Raw genomic sequence first — 25,919 nt, 5'->3', positions numbered from 1 at the left:
TTCGTCGTCGTGCCCCGCCTAAGGGTCAGCCTCCCGCCCCTCCGCGCGGCTTGCACTCCCCGGTCGAGAGTGCCAGAATCGTGTTAGCACTCCCGATATCGGAGTGCTAAAAAAACGTTCTCAACGTCCGGGAGGGACGAAAAACCACATGGCAAAGATCATTGCTTTCGACGAAGAGGCCCGGCGCGGTCTCGAGCGCGGACTCAACCAGCTCGCCGACGCCGTCAAGGTCACGCTCGGCCCGCGCGGCCGCAACGTCGTCCTCGAGAAGAAGTGGGGCGCTCCCACGATCACGAACGACGGTGTCTCCATCGCCAAGGAGATCGAGCTCGACGACCCGTTCGAGAAGATCGGCGCCGAGCTCGTCAAGGAGGTCGCCAAGAAGACCGACGACGTCGCCGGTGACGGCACGACCACGTCGGTCGTCCTCGCTCAGGCTCTCGTCCGCGAAGGCCTGCGCAACGTCGCGGCCGGCGCCGACCCGATCAGCCTGAAGAAGGGTATCGAGAAGGCCGTCGCCGCCGTCAGCGCCGAGCTGCTCTCCTCCGCCAAGGAGATCGAGACCCGCGAGGAGATCGCCGCCACCGCCGCCATCTCGGCCGCCGACACGCAGATCGGCGAGATCATCGCCGACGCGATCGACAAGGTCGGCAAGGAAGGCGTCGTCACGGTCGAGGAGTCGAACACGTTCGGCACCGAGCTCGAGCTCACCGAGGGCATGCGCTTCGACAAGGGCTACCTGTCGGCGTACTTCGTGACCGACACGGACCGTCAGGAGACGGTCTTCGAGGACGCATACATCCTCATCGTCAACTCGAAGATCTCGAACATCAAGGACATCCAGGCGATCGCCGGGCTCGTCATCGACTCGGGCAAGCCCCTCCTCATCATCGCCGAGGACGTCGACGGCGAGGCTCTCGCGACCCTCGTCCTCAACAAGATCCGCGGCATCTTCAAGTCGGTCGCCGTCAAGGCCCCCGGCTTCGGAGACCGTCGCAAGGCGCAGCTCCAGGACATCGCCATCCTCTCCGGCGGACAGGTCATCTCGGAAGAGGTCGGCCTCAAGCTCGAGAACGTCACGCTCGACCTCCTCGGCCGTGCACGCAAGGTCGTCATCACCAAGGACGAGACCACGATCGTCGACGGTGCGGGCACCAAGGAGCAGATCGACGGCCGCGTGGCTCAGATCCGCAAGGAGATCGAGAACACCGACAGCGACTACGACCGCGAGAAGCTCCAGGAGCGCCTCGCGAAGCTCGCCGGTGGCGTCGCCGTCATCAAGGCCGGAGCCGCGACCGAGGTCGAGCTCAAGGAGCGCAAGCACCGCATCGAGGACGCCGTCCGCAACGCGAAGGCCGCCGTCGAAGAGGGCATCGTCGCCGGTGGTGGCGTGGCGCTCATCCAGGCCGGAAAGACCGCGTTCGAGAGCCTCCAGCTCACGGGCGACGAGGCGACCGGTGCCAACATCGTCAAGGTGGCCATCGAGGCTCCGCTCAAGCAGATCGCGCTCAACGCCGGTCTCGAGCCGGGCGTCGTCGCCGCCAAGGTGCGCGAGCTGCCCGTCGGACACGGCCTCAACGCCGCGACCGGCGAGTACGTCGACATGCTCGCCACGGGCATCAACGACCCGGTGAAGGTCACGCGCTCCGCGCTGGTCAACGCCGCGTCGATCGCCGGTCTCTTCCTCACCACGGAGGCCGTCGTCGCCGACAAGCCGGAGAAGTCCGCTCCGATGCCGGCCGACCCCTCGGGTGGCATGGACTTCTAGTCCGCACAGCACCACAGAGGTACAGCAGCACCGCGACGGCGGGGCGTCTCCTTCGGGAGGCGCCCCGCCGTTTCGCTTGCGCCAGGGGTCGAGGCTCAGTGAGCGCCGAGCTCGGCCCCCGTCAGCGTCAGCGGAACATCGCTGCGTTCTGCTGCTCGACGTCCACGTAGCTCTGGACCGATCGGTCGAGTGCCGTGTTGATGCTCGCGAGTGACTCCTCGACGCGCTGCTGCGTCGATCGCCACTCGGCGACCACTCCCTGGAAGGCCGCGGAGGCCGAACCCGTCCACGAGCCCTGGAGCTCCGTCAGCTGAGCGTGGAGCGCGGCGCACTCGGTGCGCACGCGCTCCGCCGTCGATCTCATGCTGCCCGCAACGCCGGCCGCGGCCTCGCTGTCGACCTGGAACCTCGTCATGTCCACTCCGTTCGTCTTCCGCACGCCGTGTGCGTACCAGAGCGACGGTAATCCGGGCCGTCAGAAAGTCGCCGGTATCGCTCGACGTTCGGTGCGTAACCGGATCGTGGACGGCCTGTGGACGACGTTCTCAGGCGACCGTCTCGAGGATGTGGAGGCAGCGCGGCGGATCGATCGTGAGTCCATGCTCGACCCCCCACAACAGGTACGACATCGAACGGACCGCGATCCAATCGTGGGCACGTGGAGCCGGTACGCCGGCGGCGTCGACGAGGCGATCGATTGTCGCCCGGATGGTCGCGACGTCCGTCGACTCGTCGAATCGCGACCAGAGGAGGCGGGCGAGGTCGTACTCCGGGTCCCCGCGGAGAAGCAGTGGGTCGACCACGGTCCACTCGGTGACCCCTCCCCGGAGGAACTGCCCGTCGTGAAGGTCTCCGTTGACCGCGAACGCTCCGCCCGACCCGGCGAGCCTCTCGGCTCGACGCACTGCCGTGTCGAGGATCGTCCGCGGCGCGGGACGGCCGAGTCGTTCCCACTCCGTCTCGAACGAGACCGCATGGGCGTGCGCGATCGAGGACGTCGAGCGCACGCTCGAGGGGACGGGGACGGCGAGCCGTCGCGTCATGGCTCCGATGACGTCGGCCGCACTGTCGACGGACTCCTCCGCCAGGGTGCGGGATCCGTCGAGCCTTTCGAGGAGGAGCGCGCGAAGGTCGACGTTCCAGTCCTCGAGGGCCACCGTCCCGCGTCCAGACCAGAGGCGGAGCGCTCCGACCTCCGCCTCGACGTCGTCGCCCGGAGGCGAGAGACGGAGGGCCAAACGGTGTCCACCCCGCTCGGCGGCGATGACAATCGCGTTCGAACCGTGCCAGACCTCGCCGGTGAGGGTGAGGCCCCATCGGGCGGCGACGAGGTCGGCGAGGCGCGGGATGTCATCGAGCCACCGGCGGCCGTCCTCGTCGAGCCACCAGCGCGGCTGCTCGCGGAAGCTCTGCGGGACGATCACGCGCTCAGCGGAGGGGTGCGACACGGACCCGCGACCGCATTTCGAGTCAGAGCTCGCCCGGGCGCTCGGCCTGGGGCTCCGTGCCGGACTCGTTCGTCTCGTCGGAGTCCACGAGCTCCGTCTCCTCGGCCGGTGCGGCGAGCGGCAGCTCGACGCGGAAGGTCGCTCCGCCGCCGGGCGTCTCGACGACCGTCACCGTGCCCTGGTGAGCCGCGACGATCGAGGAGACGATCGCGAGCCCGAGGCCGCTTCCGCCGGTCTCACGCGTACGCGAGCTGTCGGCGCGCCAGAAGCGCTGGAAGATCTTGTCGCGGATCTGCGGAGGGATCCCCTCGCCGTGGTCGATGACGGCGATCGTGGCGCGTCCCGTGACAGGGTCGGCCGACACCCCCACCTCGAGCGGCGAGTCGGACGGCGTGAAACGCAGGGCGTTGCCCATGAGGTTGGCCACGACCTGGCGCAGCTTGTTCTCCTCGGCGAACACCACGGCGGGAACGGTGAGAGTGGGCGACGTCGTGTGGGCGATCGGGTTCAGGGTCAGGAGCTGCTGCTCCTCCTCCGATCCCTTGCGGGGGCGCCGGGACCGCAGACGGGCGAGGGTTCCGGCGGCGAGGGCCATCGGCCCGGTGGCCGTCGTCGAGCCGTTCCGCGGTCGCGCGATCGCCGGAGGGGGCGGTGCCTGGACGGGAATGTCCTCCGGGCGCGTGATGGTGGTGAGCCGCGGGGGAGGGGTGTCGCGGATCACGCGGATGTCGCGCCCGGGTGACGCCGCCCTGGCGTCCATGACGGCGTCTCGTGCGATCGGAGTGAGATCCACGCGCTCGAGGCGCATGGGCTTCGTCTCATCGAGGCGCGCGAGCTCCAGGAGGTCCTCGACGAGGCCGCCCATGCGGATGGCCTCCTTCTCGATCCGTTCCATGGCCTGAGCGACGTCCTCGGGCTTCTGAAGGGCACCCATGCGGTAGAGCTCGGCGTAGCCGCGTACCGTGACGAGAGGGGTGCGCAGTTCGTGGCTCGCGTCGCCCACGAAACGCCGCATCTGTTCGTTCGCCCTGGCTCGATCGCGGAACGCGCGGTCGATCCGGGCGAGCATGGTGTTGAGCGACCGATTGAGTCGGCCCACCTCCGTGTTCGGGGTGGCGCCGGACAACCGCTGACTGAAGTCGCCGTCGGCGATGCGCGCGGCGGTGTGCTCGACCTCGCGGAGGGGGAGGAACGTGTTCGTGACGAGGATGCGGGTGAGGAGAGCGCCGAGCACGATCACACCGAGGCCGAGGCCGAAGAAGATCGTGAGGTACGTGGCCACGATCGTGTCGGTGTTGCGCATCGATGCGGCGACGTAGACCACGTAGCAGGAGTCGCACCCGCCCACGGAGACGGACACCCAGCGACCGCGGAACTCGGTTCCACCGGTCTCGCTCCGGGTGATGACCGGGTCCGTGTCGCCCACAGCCGCGAGCGCCATGTCGAAGTGGATGTTCTCGGCGACCCGGGGGGCGAGAGCGTCGCCCGACGACCACGACTGGTCGATGAGAGCGCCGTCGCGGCCGTACAGGGCCATATAGAGGTCGTTCTGCGACTGCATCGCGAAAGCGCTCGCGTCGCCCTCGAGGTATGCGCGCACCTTGCTCTCGGACATCGTGCTCACCTGAGCATCGACCTGGTAGACGAGGGCCTGCTTCAGGATCGCCATCGTGCCGGTACCCGCGATGAGCAGACCGAACGTGAGAACGAGGACCGTGACCCCGGTGATCTTCGTCCGGAGGGAGACTCCGTTCCACCACTCGCCCGTGCGCTCCACGAACGCGTGCCAGGATTCCCGCTTCGGGGTCGCCTCCGTCACGGGAGCGCCGACGGTCAGGGCTTCGCCGCGGCGGTCTTGAGCATGTACCCGAATCCGCGCTTCGTCTGGATGAGCGGCTCGCCCGAGAACTGGTCGAGCTTGCGGCGGAGGTACGAGATGTAGCTCTCGACGATGCCGGCGTCGCCGTTGAAGTCGTACTCCCAGACGTGGTCGAGGATCTGCGCCTTGCTGAGCACGCGGTTGGGGTTGAGCATGAGGTAGCGCAGGAGCTTGAACTCCGTCGGGCTGAGTTCTACCGGTGTGGTGCCGACGAGGACCTCGTGCGTGTCCTGGTCCATCGTCAGCTCGCCGGCGCGGATCACCGCGTCCTCGTCTGCCTGCATCGTGCGGCGGAGGATGGCCTTGATGCGCGCGACGATCTCGTCGAGGCTGAACGGCTTCGTGACGTAGTCGTCACCACCCACGGTGAGGCCCGTGATCTTGTCCTCGGTGTCGTCCTTCGCGGTGAGGAACAGGATCGGAGCCGTGTACCCGGCCGAGCGGAGGCGCTTGGTGACCCCGAAACCGTTCATGTCGGGGAGCATGACGTCGAGGATGATGAGGTCGGGCTCCTCTTCGAGGACGGCCGAGATGGTCTGGGCGCCGTTTCCGACCGCGCGGACGGCGAAGCCCGCGAATCGCAGGCTGGTGGTGAGGAGGTCGCGGATGTTGGGCTCGTCGTCGACGATCAGGATGCGGGGGCCGGTCATGAGGACAGTATCTGCGTGTTTCCTGAAGCATTCCTGAATGTCCTGGTCGCTCCCAGCGGCGCGTGCAGGACGTCCGAGAGAATGGCGGCATGCCCCCTTCGCTTCCCCCGCTCGATTCCCTCACGCGGGGGCTGGAGATCCGTCGTCCACAGCGTCGGATCGGCGCCCGCACCTTCGACTTCACTCGCCAGGTTGCGGTGATGGCCGTGGTGAACAGGACGCCGGACTCCTTCTACGACCAGGGGAGGACCTTCGCCCTCGAAGCGGCGGTCCTCGCGTGCGAGCGCGCCGTCGAGGCCGGGGCCGACTGGGTCGACATCGGAGGGGTTCCGTTCGCGCCGGGTCCCGCCCTTTCGGCAGAGGACGAGATCGAGCGGGTCCTGCCGGTCGTCCGGGCCGTGAGGGAGCGATCCGACGTCGTCATCTCGGTGGACACGTTCCTCCCCGCCGTCGCACGCGCCTGCATCGACGCGGGAGCCGACGTGATCAACGACACCACCGGACTCCACCACCCCGACCTGCTCCCCGTCGTGAGCGACAGCGATGCGACCCTCGTGCTCACGCACAGCCTCGCCGCGCCGCGAACGGCGTACCCGCGGCCGCAGTACGACGATGTCGTCCGCGATGTGGCCGCGTTCCTCGAGGAGCGGGTGTCCCGGGCGCTCGACGGGGGAGTGCCGGAGGAACGACTGGTTATCGATCCCGGCCACGACCTCAACAAGAACACCCTCCACAGTCTCGAGCTCACGAAGCGGCTCGGCGAGATCGCCGGCATCGGCCTGCCGACGCTCGTCGCCGTGTCGAACAAGGACTTCGTCGGCGAGAGCATCGGAGCCCCGAAGCCCGAACGGCTCGAGGGATCTCTCGCCGCCATGGTCCTCTGCATCGCGCAGGGAGCCCGCATCGTCCGGATGCACAACGTGCGCGAGTCCGTCGCCGCCGTGCGGATGACCGAGGCCGTCCTCGGGATGCGGCAGCCGGTGGAGCTTCGACACAACATGGGAGACGTCAATGACTGAGGCTCCGCTCGAACGCGTGTGGTCGCGCTCCGGACACGCGGGATGGGACAGCGGCGATCGCGACGTCCTCGACTGGTACGAGGAGTCCACTCCGTCAGACGGTTCCCCCTGGTTGCGCATGAACTTCGTCGCGAGCGTCGACGGCGCCGTGACGGTGGACGGCCTGAGCGGCGGGCTCGGATCGGACGCCGATCGCCGGGTCTTCGACCTTCTCCGCGTGCCGTGCGACATTGTCGTGGTCGCCGCCGGCACCGTGCGCACCGAAGGCTACGGTCCGCTGCGTGTGGGTGGGCATCACTCCCGGCTGCGGACCGATGCCGGGTACGCCGAGCAGCCTCGGTTCGGGATCGTCTCCCGGTCGCTCGATCTCGACCCCGATGACCGGATCTTCACGGAGGCGCCCGTGCGTCCGCTCGTTCTCACGACGCGAGCGGCCGACCGCGATCGGATCGTGGCACTGTCCCGAGTCGCCGACGTGATCGCCTGCGGTGACGAGTCGGTGGACGGGGAGGAACTGCGCACCGCCCTCGCAGCCACCGGACTGCCGCGCATCCATTCGGAGGGGGGACCTGCGCTCTTCGGGGCGTTCATCGCGAGCGGCTCCGTCGACGACGTGTGTCTCACGGTGAGCCCGCTCCTCGCGAGCGGCGACGCCGGCCGTATCGCGCAGGGGCCTCCGCCGTCCGCCCCCGTCGGTCTCGCGCTCGCCCACGTGGCGCGCGCGGCCGACGACACCCTGCTGCTGCGCTACACGCGGCCCGCCGCGGCCTAAGCGGCGATGGAGTCGGCGTCGAGGATCGTGTAGCTGTAGCCCTGCTCGGCGAGGAACCGCTGCCGGTTCTGGGCGAAGTCCTGGTCGACGGTGTCGCGCGCCACGAGCGTGTAGAAGTTGGCGGGCAGACCCGACTCCTTCGGTCGGAGGAGCCGGCCGAGACGCTGGGCCTCCTCCTGGCGCGATCCGAACGATCCGGACACCTGGATGGCGACGGTGGCCTCGGGGAGGTCCACGGAGAAGTTCGCGACCTTCGACACCACGAGCACCTTCTCCTCGCCGACCCTGAACGCCTGGTAGAGCCGCTCGCGCTCGTCGATCGGGGTCGACCCGGTGATGCTCGGGGCGCCGAGGGAGGTCGCGATCTCGTCGATCTGATCGAGGTACTGCCCGATCACGAGGATGCGCTCTCCTGCATGCCGCTCGATGAGTCGACGGACGACCCCGAGCTTCACGGGCGCTGTGGCCGCCAGCCGGTACCGCTCATCGTCGGCCGACGCCGCGTACGTCATGCGCTCGCCGGAGGGCAGATCGACCCGCACCTCGTAGCACGTGGCGGGGGAGATGTAGCCCTGGGCCTCGATCTCCTTCCACGGAGCGTCGAAGCGCTTGGGTCCGATGAGGCTGAAGACGTCGCCCTCGCGCCCGTCCTCGCGGACGAGGGTGGCGGTGAGGCCGAGACGACGGCGTGCCTGCAGCTCGGCGGTGAGCTTGAAGACGGGCGCGGGGAGGAGGTGCACCTCGTCGTAGATCACGAGGCCCCAGTCGAGCGCATCGAGCAGCGCGAGGTGGGCGTACTCGCCCTTCCGCTTGGCCGTGAGGATCTGGTAGGTCGCGATCGTGACCGGCTTGACCTCCTTGGACTCGCCGGAGTACTCGCCGATCTCCTCGGCGGTGAGACTCGTGCGGCGGAGGAGCTCGTCGCGCCACTGACGGGCCGAGACGGTGTTCGTGACGAGGATGAGCGTGGTGGTGGCCGCCGTCGCCATCGCCCCGGCTCCTACGATCGTCTTGCCTGCACCGCACGGCAGCACCACGACTCCGGAACCGCCGTCGAAGAAGCTCGAGACGGCCTTCGACTGGTAGTCCCGCATGCCCCAGCCGCTCTCCGCGAGGGAGATGGGGTGAGGGGTGCCCGGCGTGTAGCCGGCGAGATCCTCGGCCGGCCAGCCGAGCTTCACGAGTTCCTGCTTCAACTGGCCACGTGCCCAGGGCTCGACGAGGAACGTGTCGGGCGCCGGGTGACCGATCAGCAGGGGCGCGATCCGCTTCGCCCGCGAGACCTCGGTGAGGACGGCCTCGTCCGTCGACCGCAAGACGAGCTGCTTCTCCTCGTCGCGCTCGATGACGAGGCGCCCGTATCGCGAGACCGTGTCGTGGATGTCCGTGACGACGCTCTGCGGCAGAGGGAACTTCGAGAAGCGCTCGAGCGTGTCGATCATGCCGGCGGCCTCGTGACCTGCGGCGCGCGCGTTCCAGAGCCCCAGGCGGGTGATGCGATACGTGTGCACGTGTTCCGGGGCGCGCTCGAGCTCGGCGAACACAGCGAGCTCGTGCCGCACGTCCTCAGCGAGGGGATGGGCGACTTCGAGGAGAACCGTGCGGTCGCTTTGAACGATGAGCGGGCCGTCTGACATGAGGGTCAAGTCTATTCGTCCCCGATGGGAACGGGTGCACGGCGGTGCGATCCGACGCCGAACGCGTCAGGCGGGTCGGACGGAGACGATGCTCCGGACGGGCACCGTACGCTCCACGTCGGCGTTGGCGTCGCGACCGCGGAGTCGACCGCCGGAGAGTCCCGTGGCCTCGAGGACGAACTCGCGGTCCTGCCCGTCCGGGAATCGGACGACGATCGTGATGGTGCTCTTGCGCTTGACGGCCTCGTCGAGCTGGCGGGACAGCCAGGCGGCGTCGGTCGCCTCCCCGTCGTCGCCCACCGACGCCACGAGTCGCCGGAGGAGCGCGTCGGAGGTCGACGCCGGCGAATCGACCCGGGCGGCGAGATGCTCCCTCGTCAGTTGGACGATGGCGCCGTCGGATGTCTCGGCGGCGACGGGGTAGCGCGCCCCCTGCAGTGCCCAGAAGACCACGTCCGGCGCGAACCGAGTGACGAGTTCGCTTCCCCCGTCCGCGGTCGTGGACGCGGAGAGAGACAAGGACCCGAGAGACTGGTCGACCCGGATCGCGTCGAGGTAGTCGCGGTCCGTCGAGCGGACGGTCGAGGATGCCGCGGCGTTCGAGCCGTCGAGCGCGGAGAACGGCCCGACACGGATCAGGCCATGCCGTGAGGCGGCTTCCGAGACGACGTACTCGACGGGTTGGGGGACGCCCGTCAGGGAGATGCCTCGGAGGAATCCGAGGATCGTCTCCCGTGTGGTGCCCTGCGAGAGGGCGCGTCCGACGCTCATCGGCGAGATCCGATAGGTCGAGGCGTGCGAGCGCGACTCGAGATCGGCGAGGCTGCGGAGCGTGCGGTCGAGATCGGGGAGGAGCGGACCGGGCGCGATGATCGTGAGGTCGTTCTGGATGTAAACCTTGTCGACCTCCTCCGGCAGGGACGGAGCAAGGGTGGCGGAGGCCGCGTCGATGCCGTCGGTGAGGAGGGAGACGGCCGCGGGACTCCACACGCCGTCGACGGTGAGACCGAGAATGTCGGAGCGCGCCGCGAGCTGTTCGATGCGTCCCCCGAGCCAGTCCCCGCCGGCCGGGAACCACCAGCGGGCGAACGCCTCGAGCCTGTCGCCGAGGTGGCCGTGACGCGTCGAGCTCATGATCGACAGGATCTCGGGGGAGATGCTCGACCGCCACGAGTCGGCGAGGACCCGCCATCGCTCGGCGATGCGGAGCCCCATCCACTCGATGCCGGCGGTGGTGACGAGCCACGAGCGGTCCTCGAGCGAGACGAGGTCGGCCGCGGACGCCAGCTCCATGAGGGGGCCGACGGCCGCCACGTCCGTGCCGATGATCGTCGAGAGGTGGCGGGCGTCCGGCAGAGAGAGTCCGCCGCGGCCGAGTTCTCTCGCCGGGTGGCGGAGGAGCGCGTCGAGGAGGTCGCCCGTCCGGGCGGAGGCGAGGAAGGCGCGCTCGGCGGAGACCGCGGAGACGACGTTCGGGTCGTCCGCGACGGCGAGAGTCCGTGGCCGGTCCTCGCCGACGAGCGTCGCGAGGCTCAAGGACGGCCCGACGGCGGCGAGAGCGGACCCGACGGCCGCGATCGGCACGTCCAGGTCCTCGTCCAGCAGGAGGGCGGATCCCGTGGCCGTCGCTCGGGCCTCGGCGAGGATGTCCTCGTCCCACAGCGTCGAATCTCCGGCGGTGTGGGCGACGTGCGCGAGGAGCTCTTCGAACGCGAACGGGCGATTCAGCTCGGCGGCGGCGGCGAGCAGGATGAGGACACGGCGATCGAGTCGACGCACGACGGCTTCGAGGCGAGCGCGGTCGAGAAGGTACTCGGAGAGGTCGAAGAGGTCGTCGATGGCCGGGTCGTCCGGCACCTGGCGGAGCGCGACGAGGCGGCGGAGACGACCTTCGTCCCACTGGCGGAGCGCGCCCGCGAGCGCGAGAGTGTCGGTCACTCTGGCCTGCTCAGCGGGTCGGCCATGCTCAGGACCCGTCGTCGCGTCTGGCTGCTCGCGCTCGCCGCACCGTGGCGATGATGAGGAGCGCGAGGAGCAGGAGGAAGGCGAAAGGCAGCCCGAAGTATGGCGTCATGGCCACGACGGGCCAGAAGCTGCCGCCGAAGTCGGTGGCGCCGGCCCAGGTGGCGATGAGCACCACGAAGAGGGCGACGATGGAGACGAGGAAGACGCCGATGAGCATGAAGGCGAGGATGCGCTCCACGCGGCTCGGTGCAGACGTCGACGATGTGCTCACACTGTCAGGATAGGCCCACGCGGGTCCGAGCGGTCGCGGCGCCTCGCGAGAGACCGGAAGCTCGGGCGGGAGGGATGTCCGGGGTGGGGCCGACTAAACTGGCGGGGCGGCGCGAACGTCGTGACGCTCCGGGCTCCCGAAGCGACCACCACAGACGCCGACACGAATCGGCGTTCGAAACACAGCGAGGTCCCCATGCCCACCGGCAAGGTCAAGTTCTACGACGAGGACAAGGGCTTCGGCTTCATCGCCGGAGACGATGGTCAGGAAGTGTTCCTGCACGCGTCTGCTCTGCCAGCGGACGTGACGAGCGTGAAGACGGGGTCGCGGCTCGAGTACGGCATCGCCGACGGCAAGCGCGGCGCGCAGGCGCTCTCGGTCCGGCTGCTCGAAGCGCCGCCGAGCCTCGTGAAGATGAAGCGCAAGTCCGCCGACGACATGGCGATCATCGTCGAAGACCTCGTGAAGCTCCTCGACGGACTCGGCACCGGGCTCCGGAAGGGTCGTTACCCCGAGGGTGCCCAGGGACGGAAGGTCGCGGCTGTTCTCCGCCGCGTCGCCGACGAGCTCGATGCCTGAGCAGGTCGAGCCCGTCGAGGCGACCGCTGAGGCCGTCGTCTCTGGGGATGCAGCCGTCGAGGCGGTCGATGGGGCCGCCGACTCCGTGACGGACGTCGAGACGCCTCTCGTCGCCGACGAGACGCTCGTGGCCGCCAGGGGGCTCGCGCGGACGGCGCTCCTCGAGGTGACCCCTGAGCGCACCGTCGGACCGGACGCCGGCCACACGGTCGAGGCGGAGCACGTCCTGTCGCTGCGCTTCTCGAGCCGCGTCGAAGGCTACGTGGGCTGGTTCTGGACCGTCACGATCGCCCGTGTGGGGGACGAGGCGCCGACGGTGCTCGAGATCTCGATGATGCCGGGCGAGGGCGCCCTGACGGCACCGGACTGGGTTCCCTGGTCGGATCGGCTCGCCGATTACCGCGCGTCGCAGGAGGCGGCGGAGGCCGCGGCCCTCGACGCCGAGGGTCTCGAGGACGACGACGACATCGACGAGTCCGACCTCGACGAGGATGACGACGACCTCGACATCGACGAGGCGGCCGTTGCGGACGACGACGAGGATTCAGATGACGACGAGTCGGACGACGACGACTTCGACGACGATTCCGACGATGACGATGACGACGACCACGACGACGACTCCGACGAGGAGGAGCGCGTCCGCTGATCCGCTGACGGATGCACGACGAAGGGGCCGGTCGAATCGCGACCGGCCCCTTCGTCGTGCATCCAGCGGATCAGAGGGCGTCGACCACGAACTCGATCGACCGGACGAGCTGCTCGACGTCGGCCGGGTCGATCGCCACGAACGTGGCGACCCGGAGCTGGTTGCGGCCCAGCTTGCGGTACGGCTCCGTGTCGACGATCCCGTTCGCGCGGAGTGCCTTGGCGACGGCGGAGGCGTCCACCGCATCGTCGAAGTCGATCGTGACGACGACGTTCGAACGTGCATCTGCCTCGGTGACGAACGGCGTCGTGTAGGAGGTGCGCTCAGCCCAGTCGTACAGGGTGGCCGAGGACGTGGCGGTGCGTGCGCTCGCCCAGGGGAGTCCGCCGTTTCCGTTCATCCACTCGAGCTGTGAACGCAGCATGACGAGGGTCGCGAGGGCCGGGGTGTTGAGGGTCTGCTCGAGCCGTGAGTTCGACACGGCGTTCGACAGGGCGAGCGTCTCCGGGATGTAGCGGTCGCTCGCCGCGATGCGCTCGATGCGCTCGATCGCCGCGGGGGAGACGGCCGCGAACCACAATCCTCCGTCCGACGCGAAGTTCTTCTGCGGTGCGAAGTAGTAGACGTCCGTCTCGGCGATGTCGACGTCGAGTCCGCCGGCGGCGCTCGTGGCGTCCACGACGGTGAGCGCGCCCTCGTCGCCGTGCACGCGCCGGACGGGTGCCATGACGCCGGTGGAGGTCTCGTTGTGGGGCCACGCGTAGACGTCGACGCCCTCGACGGCCTCCGGTGCGACGATGCCGCCGCCGGGTGCCTTCCGCACGTCGGGTGCCTCGAGCCACGGGGCTGCGGCAGCCGTCGCGAACTTCTGACCGAACTCGCCGAACGCCAGGTTCTGGCTTCGACGTTCGATGAGGGAGAACGCCGCGGCATCCCAGAACGACGTGGAGCCGCCGTTCGCGAGGAGGATCTCGTAGCCGTCGGGCAGCGAGAAGAGGTCGGCGAGGCCGCGACGGACGTCCGCCACGAGAGACTTCACGGGCGCCTGGCGGTGGGAGGTTCCGAGGAGGGCGGGACCCGCCTCCTGCAGGGCCGCCACCTGCTCGGGGCGGACCTTGGACGGGCCGCAGCCGAATCGTCCGTCGGCGGGCAGGAGATCACGGGGGATGACGAGCTCAGGCATGGCTCGATTCTAGAGGCGAGCGACTCTCTGCAGCGGACGAGCCGGTGCGCCGGAGGAGCCGCGGGAAACAGTAGGCTGAGAGTCGACGTGCGCGAATTCGAAGGGGTTGTCGATGACCGACCTTATTGACACGACGGAGATGTATCTCCGCACCATCCTCGATCTCGAGGAGGAGAACATCGTGCCTCTGCGCGCGCGCATCTCCGAGAGGCTCGGTCACTCCGGCCCGACCGTGTCCCAGACCGTCGGACGGATGGAGCGGGACGGCCTCGTCGTCGTGTCGGGCGACCGCCACCTCGAGCTCACGGATCAGGGTCGACGCCGTGCGGTCCACGTGATGCGCAAGCACCGCCTGGCCGAGCGTCTCCTCAGCGATGTGATCGGACTCGAGTGGGAGTTCGTGCACGAAGAGGCGTGCCGCTGGGAGCACGTGATGAGCGAGCAGGTCGAGCGCAAGCTGCTCGAAGTGCTCGGCCACCCCACGGAATCCCCGTACGGCAACCCGATTCCTGGCCTCGAGGAACTCGGTGGCTCGGCCGCGGCCGCGTTCACCACGGGAGTGATCAACATCGTCGACGTGGTGCGCGGGTCCGAGACCCCCGTCGTCGCGACCGTCCGCCGACTCGCCGAGCCCGTCCAGTTCGAGCCGGAACTGCTTCTGCAACTCAAGCAGGCGGGTGTCACGCCCGGCGCCACCGCCACGTTCTCCCGGTCCGGTTCGTACGTCCTCGTGCGCGTCGAGGGCCAGGGTGACGGCCTCGAACTGCCCACAGAGGTGGCCGGCCACATCTACGTCTCGATCGCGTAGGCAGGTCGTCCCGATCGGACCGGCGACTCCTTCGTCGTCGAATTCGGGTTAAAACCCGGATCAGATAGGTATTCGTCGTTACCGCACCGTTACTATCTCGGTTTTCACCCCGGTTGAGACGTGCTTTTCCGCGGAATCTCCCGTATTCTCGGGGAAGTCCAAAGGTCGACAAGCCGACCGACGGACCCTCCGCGAGTCGTCCCGAGACTCGTCACATCGCGGAGAGAGGCCAACACTTTGGTTGTGACGAGAGCTGCCCGCAAGGGTTCGGGACGCCGGAGGTCACCTATTGGTCCTGTCATCCGCCTCGACTCCTGAGGACTCGGCACCCGAGCGATCGAATGATCCGACTCGTACCGAGCCGACCACATCGGAACTCCCCTCACGGCGGTCGCTGCGTCGAGACGCCTCCATGGCTGCATCGGCTCGCCCGCAGAAGCGGACGTCGTCACCGGCCGTCCCCACGTCGAACTCTCGCTCCACCGACGGCGCCCAGCGCTCCGCACGTGTGCCTGCGCAGACCGCCCCGGCTTCGGCGATCAAGCGCGCTCCTGCGCGCAAGTCGTTCCGTTCCACGGCGATCGTCGCCCTCGTCGTCCCCGGTCTGTTCGCGACCGTCGCTCTTCCGGCCTACGCCGTCGCACCCGACGTCAGCACCACCGAGACCGCCCACTCGGTCGCCGAAGGCTCTGCGCAGACCCTCGTGGTCTCGTCGGCCTCCGGTGCGCTCACGGTGAACCGCGACGTCTATGCCGCGACGACTCCCGAGGAGATCGCAGCGGCGAAGAAGGCGAAGGAAGAGGCCGAAGCCGCAGCGGCAGCGAAGAAGGCCGCGGAGGCCGCCCTCGCAAGCGGCTCGAGCGGCTCCACCTCATCGGGCGGCTCCGCGATCTTCGGAGCGATCGCCGGTTCCGGTGCCGTCCGCTACCCGCTTGCGGTCACCGCGACCATCGGTGACGGCTTCGGCTCGCGTGGCGGAGCCCACAACGGTGTCGACATGCTCTGCGCCGGCGGCACTGCGATCGGCGCCATCGCCGACGGTGTCGTCCGCATCTCGTCGGAGAGCTACTTCGGATACGGCGTCGCCGTGGTCATTGACCACGTCATCAACGGACAGACCGTCTCGACGCTGTACGGCCACATGACGTACGGCACCCGCACGGTGCAGGTCGGTCAGACGGTCTCGGCCGGCCAGATCATCGGCCAGGTGGGCAGCACGGGACGCTCGACGGCGAACCACCTCCACCTCGAGGTCAAGATCAACGGCTCGCTCGTGGACCCGATGGCCTGGCTGCGCGCGAACGGCGTCGCCTGACTCGATCGGACCGCCGCCGTTCTTCCTCCGAGTTCGCTGGTAATTGTTACCGATCCGTGATCTGAGCCTGTGGACAATTCGCTCATCCTCTGATCCTGCCTTAGGGTAGTGCGAGTCCGCCTCCCCACCCGATGGGCGGACTCGGACCCGGGTGCTCGCGCCTCGCCCCGGAGCCGATTCCAGAACCACCGAGCGAGGCGGCGAGTGGCTCACGCCGCGCCGCGCGGGCGCTGGAGAGTCATTCGTGAATTCCACCGACGCCCGTCGTTCCACCCGTGCCGAAGCCACCTCCTTCGGCGCGATGCAGCCGCTCTCGCGGGCAGCCCGACGGGAGGCCGAGCGTCGCTTCGCCGCCGCACGTCGAGCGCGACAGGCTCGTGCGCGCATCATCGGAACCGCGATCGTCGCCGGCCTGTTCAGTACCACCGCCCTGCCGGCGTTCGCGACGGAGCCCGGCCCCGTGACTCCGACGACGTATGAGGCGGCCGCGATCGAGACGCAGTCGCTCACGGTGAACGGCGACACGGCGCTCGCCGGAGCATCGGCAGGCGGTTACTCGGCGACCACCACTGAGGAACTCGCGGCAGCGGAGGCCGCAGCTGAGGCGGAGGCCGCGGCTCGTGCCGCCGCCGCATCGGCTGCCACGACCACGACGACGAGCGCCGCCTCCACAGGATCGACCTCCGCCCCCACGACGTCGTTCAGCCTCTCGGCCGTCTTCCAGAAGGCGCTCGAGTACCGCGGCACGCCGTACGTCTTCGGCGGTTCCACGCCGTCCGGATTCGACTGCTCCGGTTTCGTCATGTACGTGTACGCACAGTTCGGTATCAACCTGGCCCACTCGGTGAGCGCGCAGGCCGCGGCCGGTACGCGCATCTCCCTGGCGGAGGCCCAGCCGGGTGACCTCGTGATCATGAACGGTCACGACGGGTTCTACGCCGGCAACGGCATGATCCTCGACGCTCCGCGTCCCGGCAAGGTCGTGCAGATGCGCGCCATCTGGACCAGCGACTACTACATCGTCCGCATCAACGGCTGACCTCCCGGTTCTCGGTCCGCCGTGTGAACTCTGCGTGACGACACGTCGACGATCCGCAGGTCCGCGGACGATTCCCGACGGATTGGGGTTACTCTGATGCTCTGACACTTCTCGAGGAGAAGGGGAGCCGAATGGACAGGGTTACGGGTATCCACCCCACGGATGCGCGCGGCCTGTACGTCCTGAAGCATTTCAGCCAACTGTGCCTCGGTCTCGAACCGAGTGAAGAAGGGCGCCGTCCACGTGACGGTGCCTTTTTTGTTGCCTGAAACCCTACGATCCTCGTCTCGTGTCGGTGCAGTTCGAATTACCGGAAACCCAAGCGGCCGTTCGAGAGGAACAACCGATGCGCACACTCGTGCTGAACGCAGGATACGAACCACTCGCCGTGGTGTCGTTCAAACGGGCCCTCATGCTCGTGATGAACGACAAGGCGACCGTCGTCGAAGTCGACACGGGGCACCCCGTCTGGGCCGCCTCCGGGTCGTGGGATCGGCCGAGTGTGATCGTCCTGACGCGCTACGTGCGCATCCCGCACTCCCGGCGAGTGCCCGTGACCCGCCGCGGAGTCCTGCGGCGCGACGGTCAGCACTGCGGATACTGCGGCAAGAGCGCGACGACCATCGACCACATCCTCCCGCGCTCGCGCGGGGGAGAGGATTCGTGGGAGAACCTCGTGGCCTGCTGCCTCAAGTGCAACAACCTCAAGAGCGATCGCACGCCCGCCGAGATGGGCTGGAGCCTCCGTGTCACGCCGAAGACCCCGCACGGCCCCACGTGGGCGGTCCGGGGAGTGGAGCGCACGACCCCCGTGTGGGACCAGTACCTCGACATCGTCGCGGCCGCCTGACACGGCGCTGCCCCTGACGGACCACCCTCCCGCCGTCGCCAGATGCAGCGTTTGAGCGTGATTACGCCGCTATAACGGTGCAATCACGCTCAAACGCTGCTTCTCAGGAGGCGCCGGGAGGCCCCGCTCGGCACGCGGACGGGGCCTCCCGTCGTGTGCTGTCAGTCGGCCGTGTGGTGGCGTCGGTGTCGAACGCGCGCGATCAGGAGCGCGGCTGCTCCCAGGACCAGGGCGATCCCGGCTCCGAGGAGCCAAGGAGCCGTGTCGGCACCGGTGACGGCGAGGTCTCCGTCTGGTGCGCTCCCGGTGCCGTTGCCTGCGTCGTCTCCGCCGCCGGTGCCCGGGTCGGACGGGTCGGTGCCGGGCGCTGTCGGCTCCGTCGTGGGTTCGCCGGGCGCCGCCGCGATGGCGAAGTCGAACGCGACCGCGTCGGACGCTCGGGCGCCGAGCGCCTGGACGACGGCGCCCGAGTAGGACCCGGGCGGCAGTGCCGCGTCGAGCGACATCGTCCAGGTGCCGTCCTCCGCGACCGTCGTCGTGCCGGCGAGCTCACCGGCCGCGCGCGCCGCCACGGCCGCTGCATCCGTCGACTCGGGGGCGTCGCCGAGCGTGACCTCGGCTCCGGGGAAGCCCGTGCCGGTGAGCTCGGTGATCTCCGTGTCCCACGGCAGGGTTCCCGTGGGAGCGTCGACCGTGAGGGTGCTGAGGTCGGCGCGCTGGGTGAGCCACTCGGTCTGGTCGGTCGCGTGGTCGATCACGCGGGTCTCGCCGATGCAGCCGTTCCAACCGTTGCGGGCGGCTTCGTCCACGAAGTCGGCGCCGAAGAGCCACGTCGTGTCCTCGTTGATGCTCTGGCCGAGGGTATCGGTCGCGTTGCGGAGCACGGGGGCGCCGTCGACGTACATCGTGGTGGTCGAGGTGTCGGGGTCGTTGACGATGGCGACGTGCGCCCAGCTGTCGACCATGATCTCGCCGGACCAGGCGGTGCGGTCGCCCTTCGTGGTCTCCGTGGGGACCTCGGTGTACTGGAACTCGCGGAGGTTCGAGATGCCGAGGGCGGCGGGGGAGGCGGTGTAGTCCCACTGCGACCACGGCATGCCGGGCAGCTCGGAGCGGTTGCCGGAGCGGACGATGGCCTTCGACCAGCCGTTCGCCTCGGCCGTCCAGCTGGCGTCGAGCTTGATGAACGTCTCGAGCGTGTAGCCGTCATCGAAGGTCTCGTCGTTGGCGGGGGCATCGTCGGCCGTCTCGAGGTAGCTGAAGCGGCCGGCCGCCTGGTCGGCGTTCGCGAAGCACATCGCGGCGCCGTCGGAGGAGAAGTCGTGCACGTCGTCCTTCACGATGGTGACGTCGCCCACCTCGGCGGTCGAGGAGCCGGAGTCGGCGATCGAGACGCGTGTGAGGTCGTTGCCGTTCGCGACGTCGGGCACGACGCCGCCCTCGGGGAGCACACCCTCGTCGAGCGAGCCCATGCGCCAGTGCGCGACGGTGCCGTCGGCCTCGACGTAGTCGAGCTCGTTGCCCGGGATCTCGGTGGAGATCGGGTCGGGTCCTTCGAAGCCGTCGAGCAGGATGTCGCGCGCGGCCTGGGTGAGCTTCGGCTGGGTCGGCTCACCCGCGGTGAAGTCCGGGTCGAAGGCGGCGAAGCGCTCCTCGAAGTCGATGTCGATCGTGAACTGCTGCCCGGGTGCCTCGAGGAACGGCTGGTCGTAGCTCGTGAGGGTGTCCTGCGGCTTCGACACGACCCACGGCGACGCCGTCTGCACGTTGATCGCGTTGTTCGTGAGGTCGAACTCCATGAGTCCGAGGTAGCCGTTTCCGCCCTCGTAGGCCATCTGGTAGTCCATGAGGACCTGGGTCACGGCGTGGCCGGCATCGTTGGTCTTCGTCTGTTTCGTGGCGCCGTGGAAGTGCCCGTTGAGGGTGAGGAAGATCTGGTCGCTCGGGGCGATGAGCTCGTCCCATAGCTTGTCGCCGTACTCCGTGTCGCGCGGCGTCTCCTGGTCGGCCTCGATGTTGAGGAGTGAGTGCGTGGTGAGGATGACGGGGACGTCGGGGTGCGCGGCCATCGCGTCGCGCGCCCACTGGAACGTCTGCTCGGACGCCCGCCAGGTGAGGGCGAGCACCATGAACTCCTGGCCCTCGGCCTCGAAGACGTGATACTGGCTGAGGCCGGTGGGGTCGCTGCCCTGGAAGGTGGAGACGCCCGCGGCGCGGTCGGGGCCGAACCACTGCAGGAAGGGCTCGTTCGCGAGGTCGTAGTCGACGTCGGTGACCGTGTCGTTCGAGTTCCGGACGTCGTGGTTGCCCGGGAGGATCGAGTAGGGGAGCTGCGCATCGTCGAGTGTCTGCATCGCCGTGTCGGCGGCCTCCCACTCGCGCGTGGTGCCGACGCGGTCGACGACGTCGCCGAGGTGCGCGACGAACGGGATGTTGAGGGCGTCGGCGTTCTCCGCGAGGAACTCCGTCTGCACGCGGTACGGGTCGGTGCCGTAGCGGGGGAGGAACTGGTCGGCCGAGTAGCGCGAGTAGAACTGCGTGTCGGGGAGGACCGCGAACGTGAAGCGCGACGCGAGGTCCTCGGGGACGGCGACGGCCGGTGCGGCCGGCGACGCGGCGAAGAGGCTCAGGGCGACGGCGCTCGCCGCGGCCGCCGCAGCGGTGCGGACGGCGGTTCGGCGTCGACCGGATCCGCCGGAGGGGGCGGAGGGGGAGGAATGCACAGGAGTGTCCTTCGAAGGGTTGTACGGAGGGGGAGTTGTTTCCACTGGAAACGTCTCAACGCTTCCGTCCTCCCGTGAACCCCGCGTTGCCCGCTGCGCCCCGTCGTGTGTCTCGCCGGTGAACGCGCGGTACGTGGAGGATTTCGACCCGGTGGCCTCGTGTCGTCGCCGTCAAGCCCGCGATGTCGTCACTTCGAGCGCTTTGTGTCGCGTACTCGGGGCACAAAGCGCTCGCACCGACGTCCTCGTGTGGCACGGAGGCGAGTGAGCGGACGATGGAAGGGCAGCGAGGCCGTCCGATAGACTGACGTGCGCTGGCCTCTGTAGCTCAATGGAAGAGCACCTCCGTCCTAAGGAGTTGGTTGGGGGTTCGAGTCCCTCCAGGGGCACCAGGTGTTCGTGCACAGGACTGAGGTTCGAATTCTTATCCGAAGCCCAAGGTTCCACCGTCGAGCGAGAGCGGTGTCGCTCTTGTCTGGAGAGCATCCCCGAAAATTACGCGCAGCGAGGCTGAGTCACTGGAAGGTCTCGGCTGGTAGCCGCCAGTACGGGTGGCGGGCCCGGGGCGGTTCGGAATGGCTTCTTTCTGAGGCATCCAGTGCAGATGGTCACCGCCCGAACTCGCTCAATGTTTGATTCTCAGCGCTTCACGCATCACTGCATGGAGTCGACCGAGCTGGCGGTCCATTTCCTCGGAGCCTCCGACGCCCATCGCGCCGGCGAAAGCGGTTGCGGCATCTTCGACCTTCGCTGGACCGAGTAAGTAGAAAGCGGTTGCTCTGTCTACAACGGTGTCCATGAGCATCTTCTGTCGGTCCTGATTGTCGGCGAGAGCCGCGATCAGGGCTTCCAATGTGTCCTGGTGACGCTGCACCTGGGCGGCTAAGTGAGCGCGCTCGGAACTATCTACGCTGGCCGCTAACGCAGTCCTAGCCTCATCGACCGCGGCGCGAGTGGCGTGCCCACGGCCTATTGTCTTCTCCACGTCGCGAGCAATCCCAGCGAGATCTTGGGCAACCTTCATGAAAGCGACGTAGGCGCCGAGCCTTTCTTGTCGCACCCAGCGCTTGTGATCGCGCCTCGATTGCAACCACGCGCCAACGAACCCGGAGGCCGCGGTGACCAGTGCAGCACCGAAGATCGTGAGCAGAACTTGAGCTGTGGGATCGAGTACCAGCGCACCGGCGTCAGAGGGAGTCACGCGGCGAGCCTAATCGGGCCGCGCAGCCAGAGTCGAGGACACTCCGCGTCGCAAGTTCGACGTCCAATTCATCCTGTTCGCGAAGGATCTTTTCCAGCCAAGCGCTCGAGACGCTCAGATGATCGAGCGAGCACGGCATCGAATTGCAGTTCCCGGGCTTGGGTCTGATGCAGGGATTGCTGACAACTGATCTGGCTTGTCCGGGAGGGCGGCCTGAAAGTATGTCATCACGTCGAAGCCGTTTCCGAAGGAGTTCCGGGAGGACGTTGTCCGAGCCGCGCGGGGTCGCGAGCCGGGTGTGACGCTCGAGCGGATCGCTTCCAATTTTGGGGTGCACCTGATCACGTTGTCGAAGTGGATTCGTCAAGGCGACATCGACGACGGGGCGAAGCCTGGGACGTAGCGGTCGGACTCGGCCGAGTTGCGGGCCGCGAACCGACGGACCAGGCTCCTTGAGCAGGAGAACGAGGTCCTACGGCGAGCCGCGGCGTATTTGTCGCAGGCGAATCTGCCGGGAAAAGGCTCTACCCGCTCGTGAAAGAGCTCGCCGCTGACGGGGTTCCCGTCGCGGTGACGTGCCGGGTCCTCACGCTCGCCCGCCAACCGTATTACCGGTGGCTGGCCCACCCGATCACCCCCACCGAGGCGCTGCGCCAAGACCGGGTCAACGCGTTGACGAGAGCGTATCGGGAAGATCCCGAAATCGGGTATCGGCTCCTCGCCGACGAAGCTCGCGAGGTCGGGTTCCCGATGGCGGACCGGACCGCATGGCGGTTGTGTTCGGATGCCGGGATCATGTCCGCGGTGCAGCGCCGCCGGCGCCGAAAAGGTACCAAGCCTGGTCCACCAGTCCACGACGACCACGTGCAACGTGTGTTCGCCGCCGAAGCGCCGAATCGGCTCTGGCTGACCGGCATCACCGAGCACTGGACCGGGCAGGGGAAGTTGTATTTGTGCGCTGTGAAAGACGTGTTCAGCAACCGGATCGTGGGCTACTCAATCAGCGATCGGATGAAGTCCCGCCTTGTCGTCGACGCCATCAAATAAGCGGTCGCCCGCCGAGGCAACGTCGCCGGCTGCATCGTTCATTCGGACCGGGGCAGCCAGTTCCGGTCCCGGATAGTCTTGACCGTTCTGGCCCACCACGGGCCGGTCGGATCAATGGGGAGGGTCGGCGCTGCCGGCGACAACGCGGCTATGGAGAGCTTCTTCAGCCTGCTCCAGAAGAACGTCCTGAACCGTCGCGCCTGGGCCACGCGCGACGAACTACGCATGACCATCGTTGTCTGGATCGAACGCACCTACCACCGACGCCGAAGACAGCTCGGCCTGGGCTGTTTGACCCCCGTCGAGTACGAGACCATCATGAAACCACCGGCCGAGCTGGCCGCGTGACTAACCTGTCACCGATTCCTGCATCAGACCCGTCTTCAGCCCGCGCGACTCGGCAACAGAGGCTGCGGAGTCCTGAGGACCTCTACAGAAAAAAAGATAAATCGTCATACTAAGTGGCGATATGACCCCCGATCAGAATAAGGACAAGAGAATGAGCACTCCGCTCGAGGACGCAGTACTGGTGTCCTACCTTGCTAAGCTCACGGAAAAGGGGCTGAACGAGGATCTGATCAAGGCCATCGGTTTGGCGTTTCTCGGCGAAAAGCTCCCAACTGCGGAGATTGTGGCCGAATTTATCAAGCAGCACAGCGGGCAAAAGTTCGCATGATCCAACTCGAGCATCTCCACATGGAAGACTTCCGCGGTATCCGAGTACTGGATCTACCCCTGAGGTCGAAGTCGTTCGCGATCCACGGCCCGAACGGATCGGGCAAGAGTGGCGTGGTTGACGCGATCGACTTCGCATTGTCGGGCAGCATCCACCGCCTACTCGGCGCTGGAACTGGTGGTGTCACGCTCGTGAAGCACGGCCCGCACGTTCACAAGCGAGACGATCCCGGCGCCGCGGTCGTCGAGCTGACCGTCAAGGATATCGTGACCGGTGACACCGCGGTGCTCCGACGCAGCATCAAGGACCCTGGTGAGTTCACGCTCGATCCGGACACCGAGCCGATGCGCGCTTCCATCGCCGAGGCCCAGGTCCACCCTGAACTGACCTTGTCGCGCCGCGAAATCATTAAGTACGTGCTGTCGAAGCCGGGCGAGCGAGCCCAGGAAGTGCAGGCGCTCCTCAAGCTCGATCGTCTCGATGAGTTCCGCAAGCTTCTCAAGTCGTCGCTTACCAAGACGAGCGGTGCGCTCACCACGGCCACGACCGAGCGGTCGACGGCGGAGACCAACTTCGCAGCTCACCTGGGCATCGGCGAGCTGCTGTCCGAGAGCATCGCCCGTGAGATCAATGCTCGGCGAGCAGTTCTTGGCGCTGATCCACTCACGGACGTCACCATTGATACCAACTTCGAGGAGGGGCTCACTGCCGCTGGCGAGGCGGGAACGTTCAACCTCGCGACCGCGTTGCTCGAGGTCGCCGGTCTGATCGATGCAGTGGACGACACAACGGAACTCGCCGCGAAGCAGACTGCGCTCGCGACGATCGCGCAGGAGCTTGCTGACGACCCAACGCTGCTAGAAGCCCTCAAACACCAGCAACTCGTTGACGCCGGCCTTGCGGCCTTAGTCGATGGACACTGTCCTCTTTGCGACCACGACTGGGAAGACATCGACACCCTTCGCGCGCATCTCACCGAGAAGCTCGAGCATTCTCGCAGCGCCGTCGGCGTGCGGACGCAGCTCCTGGCAGCCGCAACGGCCTATCGCACTGGTCTTCGCGAGTTGAAGGAGTCGATCGACAAGGCAATTCCCTTCGCGACCTCGCACGGCGACGACACGCTTCCCCACCTCCTTTCGAACTTCTCCGCATCTATCTCGGCTCATAACCAGGCCGTCGGGACCACACCTGAATCGGTCCTGGCGGCCGCCGATGCGCTTGCGTCTTCCATCTTCGCGATCGAGTCCGATACCCGTCGCCTCGTCGGAGACCTGGATACGACCCTCAAAGCACTGCCCGACCAGACTGCTTCGACCGCCGCCCGAACCTATCTCGCCATCGCTCAGGATCGGTGGGCTCGCGTTCGCGTTGCACGCGCTCAAGCAACGAAGGCCACGGCGGTTCGCGACAATGCCCAGATCATCTATGACCAGTACTGCGCGGTCTCGGATACGGCGCTCAAAGAACTCTACGAGTCCGTCGAGGCCGACTTCAGCCGCTACTACCAGATCATCAATTCCGACGACGAGGGGCATTTCACCGCCGAACTGAAGCCCACGTCGGGGAGTCTTGACCTCACCGTGGATTTCTACGGCATCGGTAAGTTCCCGCCCACGGCCTACCACAGCGAGGGACATCAGGACGGGATGGGCGTCTGCCTGTACCTCGCTCTCGTGAAGCAGCTCCTTGGCGAGGGGTTTCGCTACGCCGTACTCGATGACGTGGTGATGTCGGTTGACGTCAACCACCGCCGCCAGTTCTGCGAACTGCTCAAGAGCGAATTCCCGGACGTTCAGTTCATCATCACGACCCACGACGTCGTGTGGGCCCGTCAGATGCAGTCGGCCGGTCTCATCACCTCGAAGTCCCAGGCGCGCTTCTATGGATGGACCGTCGATGGTGGCCCGGTCTACGAGCAGGGCGACATCTGGGAGCGCATTGACGAGGACCTCGCCAAGGAGGACGTCGCTGGTGCCGCGCACAAGCTTCGTCGGCGGCTGGAAGCCGCAGCCGCAGATATCGCTGAGGCCATCGGCGGGAAGGTGCCCTTCCGCGGAGACAACAACTACGACCTGTCGGTGCTCCTGTCTGCGGTAAAGGGTCGTCACGGCGACTTGCTCGCCAAGGCAGCAGCAGCAGCGAACTCATGGGGCGACGAGACAGCGGTCGAAGTAGTGAAAACGAAGAAGGCGGAGCGCGCCGCCATCGTCCCCGAGCAGGAATCCGAAGTGTGGCTCGTGAACTCGATGGTGCACAACAACGACTGGGCGAACGCTTCTGTGAATGATCTGGAGCCCGTTCTCGATGCGACGCGCGCGTTCCTCGATCTCTTCACCTGCGACAACCCCGATTGCGGCGGATGGATCTATACCGGCTGGCCCGAAGATGCACTCCGCTGCGACTGCGGCAACTACAACCTGAACCTCAAGAAGAAGTAGTC

The 25,919-nt window shown here is 67.5% G+C and carries 21 protein-coding genes, 1 tRNA gene and 1 pseudogene; 13 read left to right on the top strand and 10 right to left on the bottom strand.

What is annotated here, in order from left to right; all coding sequences use genetic code 11:
* Window positions 1–148: 148 nt before the first annotated feature.
* A complete protein-coding gene (gene groL / locus CLV49_RS00860) occupies window positions 149–1,768 on the top strand; it encodes a chaperonin GroEL (protein ID WP_106561837.1) in 1,620 nt (539 codons plus the stop codon).
* 127 nt (window positions 1,769–1,895) lie between these two features.
* Here groL and CLV49_RS00855 read toward each other — a convergent pair whose 3' ends face one another.
* From CLV49_RS00855 to CLV49_RS00840, 4 genes are all read right to left on the bottom strand, one after another.
* Window positions 1,896–2,183 (bottom strand): WXG100 family type VII secretion target, encoded by a 288-nt coding sequence (locus CLV49_RS00855; RefSeq protein ID WP_106561836.1) that lies wholly within the window; start codon window positions 2,181–2,183, stop codon window positions 1,896–1,898.
* Between the two features lie 130 nt (window positions 2,184–2,313).
* Complete coding sequence (locus tag CLV49_RS00850) at window positions 2,314–3,192, bottom strand: aminoglycoside phosphotransferase family protein (protein ID WP_158261873.1); 879 nt, start codon at window positions 3,190–3,192, stop codon at window positions 2,314–2,316.
* Between the two features lie 46 nt (window positions 3,193–3,238).
* Complete coding sequence (locus tag CLV49_RS00845; protein ID WP_243696483.1) at window positions 3,239–5,035, bottom strand: sensor histidine kinase; 1,797 nt, start codon at window positions 5,033–5,035, stop codon at window positions 3,239–3,241.
* A gap of 14 nt (window positions 5,036–5,049) precedes the next feature.
* A complete protein-coding gene (locus CLV49_RS00840) occupies window positions 5,050–5,745 on the bottom strand; it encodes a response regulator transcription factor (protein ID WP_106561834.1) in 696 nt (231 codons plus the stop codon).
* Window positions 5,746–5,834: 89 nt separating this feature from the next.
* Here CLV49_RS00840 and folP point away from each other — a divergent pair, with 89 nt between their 5' ends.
* Together folP and CLV49_RS00830 are read left to right on the top strand one after the other, a co-directional pair.
* Window positions 5,835–6,764: a dihydropteroate synthase gene (gene folP, locus CLV49_RS00835; protein WP_106561833.1), complete on the top strand. Its 930-nt coding sequence runs from the start codon at window positions 5,835–5,837 to the stop codon at window positions 6,762–6,764.
* Complete coding sequence (locus CLV49_RS00830) at window positions 6,757–7,536, top strand: pyrimidine reductase family protein (protein WP_106561832.1); 780 nt, start codon at window positions 6,757–6,759, stop codon at window positions 7,534–7,536. Before folP ends, CLV49_RS00830 begins: the two co-directional genes overlap by 8 nt.
* Here the strand turns inward: CLV49_RS00830 and CLV49_RS00825 are convergent.
* The 3 genes from CLV49_RS00825 to CLV49_RS00815 all read right to left on the bottom strand — a co-directional run bounded on the left by CLV49_RS00825 (window position 7,533) and on the right by CLV49_RS00815 (window position 11,409).
* Window positions 7,533–9,173 carry a DNA repair helicase XPB gene (locus CLV49_RS00825; RefSeq protein WP_106561831.1) on the bottom strand — a complete coding sequence of 547 codons (1,641 nt, stop codon included), beginning with the start codon at window positions 9,171–9,173 and terminating at the stop codon, window positions 7,533–7,535. The two genes, CLV49_RS00830 and CLV49_RS00825, sit on opposite strands and share 4 nt — an antisense overlap.
* A 66-nt stretch (window positions 9,174–9,239) precedes the next feature.
* On the bottom strand, window positions 9,240–11,111 hold the full coding sequence (locus tag CLV49_RS00820; RefSeq protein ID WP_106561830.1) for a helicase-associated domain-containing protein: 1,872 nt from the start codon (window positions 11,109–11,111) through the stop codon (window positions 9,240–9,242).
* 28 nt (window positions 11,112–11,139) lie between these two features.
* The gene (locus tag CLV49_RS00815) at window positions 11,140–11,409 is read right to left on the bottom strand and encodes a multidrug ABC transporter ATPase (RefSeq protein ID WP_243696484.1); all 270 of its coding nucleotides are present in this window, start codon (window positions 11,407–11,409) and stop codon (window positions 11,140–11,142) included.
* A gap of 195 nt (window positions 11,410–11,604) precedes the next feature.
* On the opposite strand from CLV49_RS00815, the gene CLV49_RS00810 reads away from it, so the two are divergent.
* Window positions 11,605–11,988: a cold-shock protein gene (locus tag CLV49_RS00810; RefSeq protein ID WP_106564800.1), complete on the top strand. Its 384-nt coding sequence runs from the start codon at window positions 11,605–11,607 to the stop codon at window positions 11,986–11,988.
* Complete coding sequence (locus CLV49_RS00805) at window positions 11,981–12,637, top strand: DUF3027 domain-containing protein (RefSeq protein WP_106561829.1); 657 nt, start codon at window positions 11,981–11,983, stop codon at window positions 12,635–12,637. The genes CLV49_RS00810 and CLV49_RS00805 overlap by 8 nt, the downstream gene beginning before the upstream one ends.
* Window positions 12,638–12,707: 70 nt before the next feature.
* On the opposite strand, the gene serC is transcribed toward CLV49_RS00805, so the two are convergent.
* Entirely contained in the window at window positions 12,708–13,820 is a 1,113-nt protein-coding gene (gene serC / locus CLV49_RS00800) for a phosphoserine transaminase (protein ID WP_106561828.1), read from the bottom strand.
* Between the two features lie 112 nt (window positions 13,821–13,932).
* Here serC and CLV49_RS00795 point away from each other — a divergent pair, with 112 nt between their 5' ends.
* The 4 genes from CLV49_RS00795 (at window position 13,933) to CLV49_RS00780 (ending at window position 17,832) form a co-directional block, all read left to right on the top strand.
* Window positions 13,933–14,628 (top strand): iron-dependent transcriptional repressor DtxR, encoded by a 696-nt coding sequence (locus CLV49_RS00795; protein WP_106561827.1) that lies wholly within the window; start codon window positions 13,933–13,935, stop codon window positions 14,626–14,628.
* A 412-nt stretch (window positions 14,629–15,040) separates the two neighbouring features.
* Window positions 15,041–15,943: a M23 family metallopeptidase gene (locus CLV49_RS00790; protein ID WP_106561826.1), complete on the top strand. Its 903-nt coding sequence runs from the start codon at window positions 15,041–15,043 to the stop codon at window positions 15,941–15,943.
* A gap of 244 nt (window positions 15,944–16,187) precedes the next feature.
* Window positions 16,188–16,982 carry a C40 family peptidase gene (locus CLV49_RS00785; RefSeq protein WP_106561825.1) on the top strand — a complete coding sequence of 265 codons (795 nt, stop codon included), beginning with the start codon at window positions 16,188–16,190 and terminating at the stop codon, window positions 16,980–16,982.
* 346 nt (window positions 16,983–17,328) lie between these two features.
* A complete protein-coding gene (locus CLV49_RS00780; RefSeq protein ID WP_106561824.1) occupies window positions 17,329–17,832 on the top strand; it encodes an HNH endonuclease in 504 nt (167 codons plus the stop codon).
* Window positions 17,833–17,993: 161 nt separating this feature from the next.
* Here CLV49_RS00780 and CLV49_RS00775 read toward each other — a convergent pair whose 3' ends face one another.
* Window positions 17,994–20,555 carry a LamG-like jellyroll fold domain-containing protein gene (locus CLV49_RS00775; protein WP_106561823.1) on the bottom strand — a complete coding sequence of 854 codons (2,562 nt, stop codon included), beginning with the start codon at window positions 20,553–20,555 and terminating at the stop codon, window positions 17,994–17,996.
* Window positions 20,556–20,872: 317 nt separating this feature from the next.
* Here CLV49_RS00775 and CLV49_RS00770 point away from each other — a divergent pair.
* Window positions 20,873–20,947: transfer RNA gene (locus CLV49_RS00770), tRNA-Arg, on the top strand.
* Between the two features lie 233 nt (window positions 20,948–21,180).
* Here CLV49_RS00770 and CLV49_RS00765 read toward each other — a convergent pair.
* Window positions 21,181–21,756: a hypothetical protein gene (locus tag CLV49_RS00765; RefSeq protein WP_106561822.1), complete on the bottom strand. Its 576-nt coding sequence runs from the start codon at window positions 21,754–21,756 to the stop codon at window positions 21,181–21,183.
* A 226-nt stretch (window positions 21,757–21,982) separates the two neighbouring features.
* On the opposite strand from CLV49_RS00765, the pseudogene CLV49_RS00760 reads away from it, so the two are divergent.
* From CLV49_RS00760 to CLV49_RS00755, 3 genes and pseudogenes are all read left to right on the top strand, one after another.
* Window positions 21,983–23,151: pseudogene (locus CLV49_RS00760) on the top strand (IS3 family transposase).
* A 151-nt stretch (window positions 23,152–23,302) separates the two neighbouring features.
* Window positions 23,303–23,479, top strand: coding sequence for a hypothetical protein (locus tag CLV49_RS18235; RefSeq protein WP_158261872.1), 177 nt, complete (start codon window positions 23,303–23,305; stop codon window positions 23,477–23,479).
* On the top strand, window positions 23,476–25,917 hold the full coding sequence (locus CLV49_RS00755) for an AAA family ATPase (protein WP_106561821.1): 2,442 nt from the start codon (window positions 23,476–23,478) through the stop codon (window positions 25,915–25,917). The genes CLV49_RS18235 and CLV49_RS00755 overlap by 4 nt, the downstream gene beginning before the upstream one ends.
* The last annotated feature ends 2 nt before the right edge of the window (window positions 25,918–25,919 follow it).

The organism is Labedella gwakjiensis (assembly GCF_003014675.1).
GTDB lineage: Bacteria > Actinomycetota > Actinomycetes > Actinomycetales > Microbacteriaceae > Labedella > Labedella gwakjiensis.
Note: the sequence above shows the minus strand (reverse complement) of the source record. Positions and strands in the feature narration are given on the sequence as shown.

Excerpts from the sequence above, each read along its gene's own strand:
- CLV49_RS00790 (WP_106561826.1), top strand. The coding sequence starts at position 15,041 with ATGGCTGCATCGGCTCGCCCGCAGAAGCGGACGTCGTCACCGGCCGTC.
- serC (WP_106561828.1), bottom strand. The coding sequence starts at position 13,820 with ATGCCTGAGCTCGTCATCCCCCGTGATCTCCTGCCCGCCGACGGACGA.
- CLV49_RS00855 (WP_106561836.1), bottom strand. The coding sequence starts at position 2,183 with ATGACGAGGTTCCAGGTCGACAGCGAGGCCGCGGCCGGCGTTGCGGGC.
- CLV49_RS00830 (WP_106561832.1), top strand. The coding sequence starts at position 6,757 with ATGACTGAGGCTCCGCTCGAACGCGTGTGGTCGCGCTCCGGACACGCG.
- CLV49_RS00805 (WP_106561829.1), top strand. The coding sequence starts at position 11,981 with ATGCCTGAGCAGGTCGAGCCCGTCGAGGCGACCGCTGAGGCCGTCGTC.
- CLV49_RS00840 (WP_106561834.1), bottom strand. The coding sequence starts at position 5,745 with ATGACCGGCCCCCGCATCCTGATCGTCGACGACGAGCCCAACATCCGC.
- CLV49_RS00780 (WP_106561824.1), top strand. The coding sequence starts at position 17,329 with ATGCGCACACTCGTGCTGAACGCAGGATACGAACCACTCGCCGTGGTG.
- CLV49_RS00755 (WP_106561821.1), top strand. The coding sequence starts at position 23,476 with ATGATCCAACTCGAGCATCTCCACATGGAAGACTTCCGCGGTATCCGA.
- CLV49_RS00810 (WP_106564800.1), top strand. The coding sequence starts at position 11,605 with ATGCCCACCGGCAAGGTCAAGTTCTACGACGAGGACAAGGGCTTCGGC.
- CLV49_RS18235 (WP_158261872.1), top strand. The coding sequence starts at position 23,303 with ATGAGCACTCCGCTCGAGGACGCAGTACTGGTGTCCTACCTTGCTAAG.
- groL (WP_106561837.1), top strand. The coding sequence starts at position 149 with ATGGCAAAGATCATTGCTTTCGACGAAGAGGCCCGGCGCGGTCTCGAG.
- CLV49_RS00825 (WP_106561831.1), bottom strand. The coding sequence starts at position 9,173 with ATGTCAGACGGCCCGCTCATCGTTCAAAGCGACCGCACGGTTCTCCTC.
- folP (WP_106561833.1), top strand. The coding sequence starts at position 5,835 with ATGCCCCCTTCGCTTCCCCCGCTCGATTCCCTCACGCGGGGGCTGGAG.
- CLV49_RS00795 (WP_106561827.1), top strand. The coding sequence starts at position 13,933 with ATGACCGACCTTATTGACACGACGGAGATGTATCTCCGCACCATCCTC.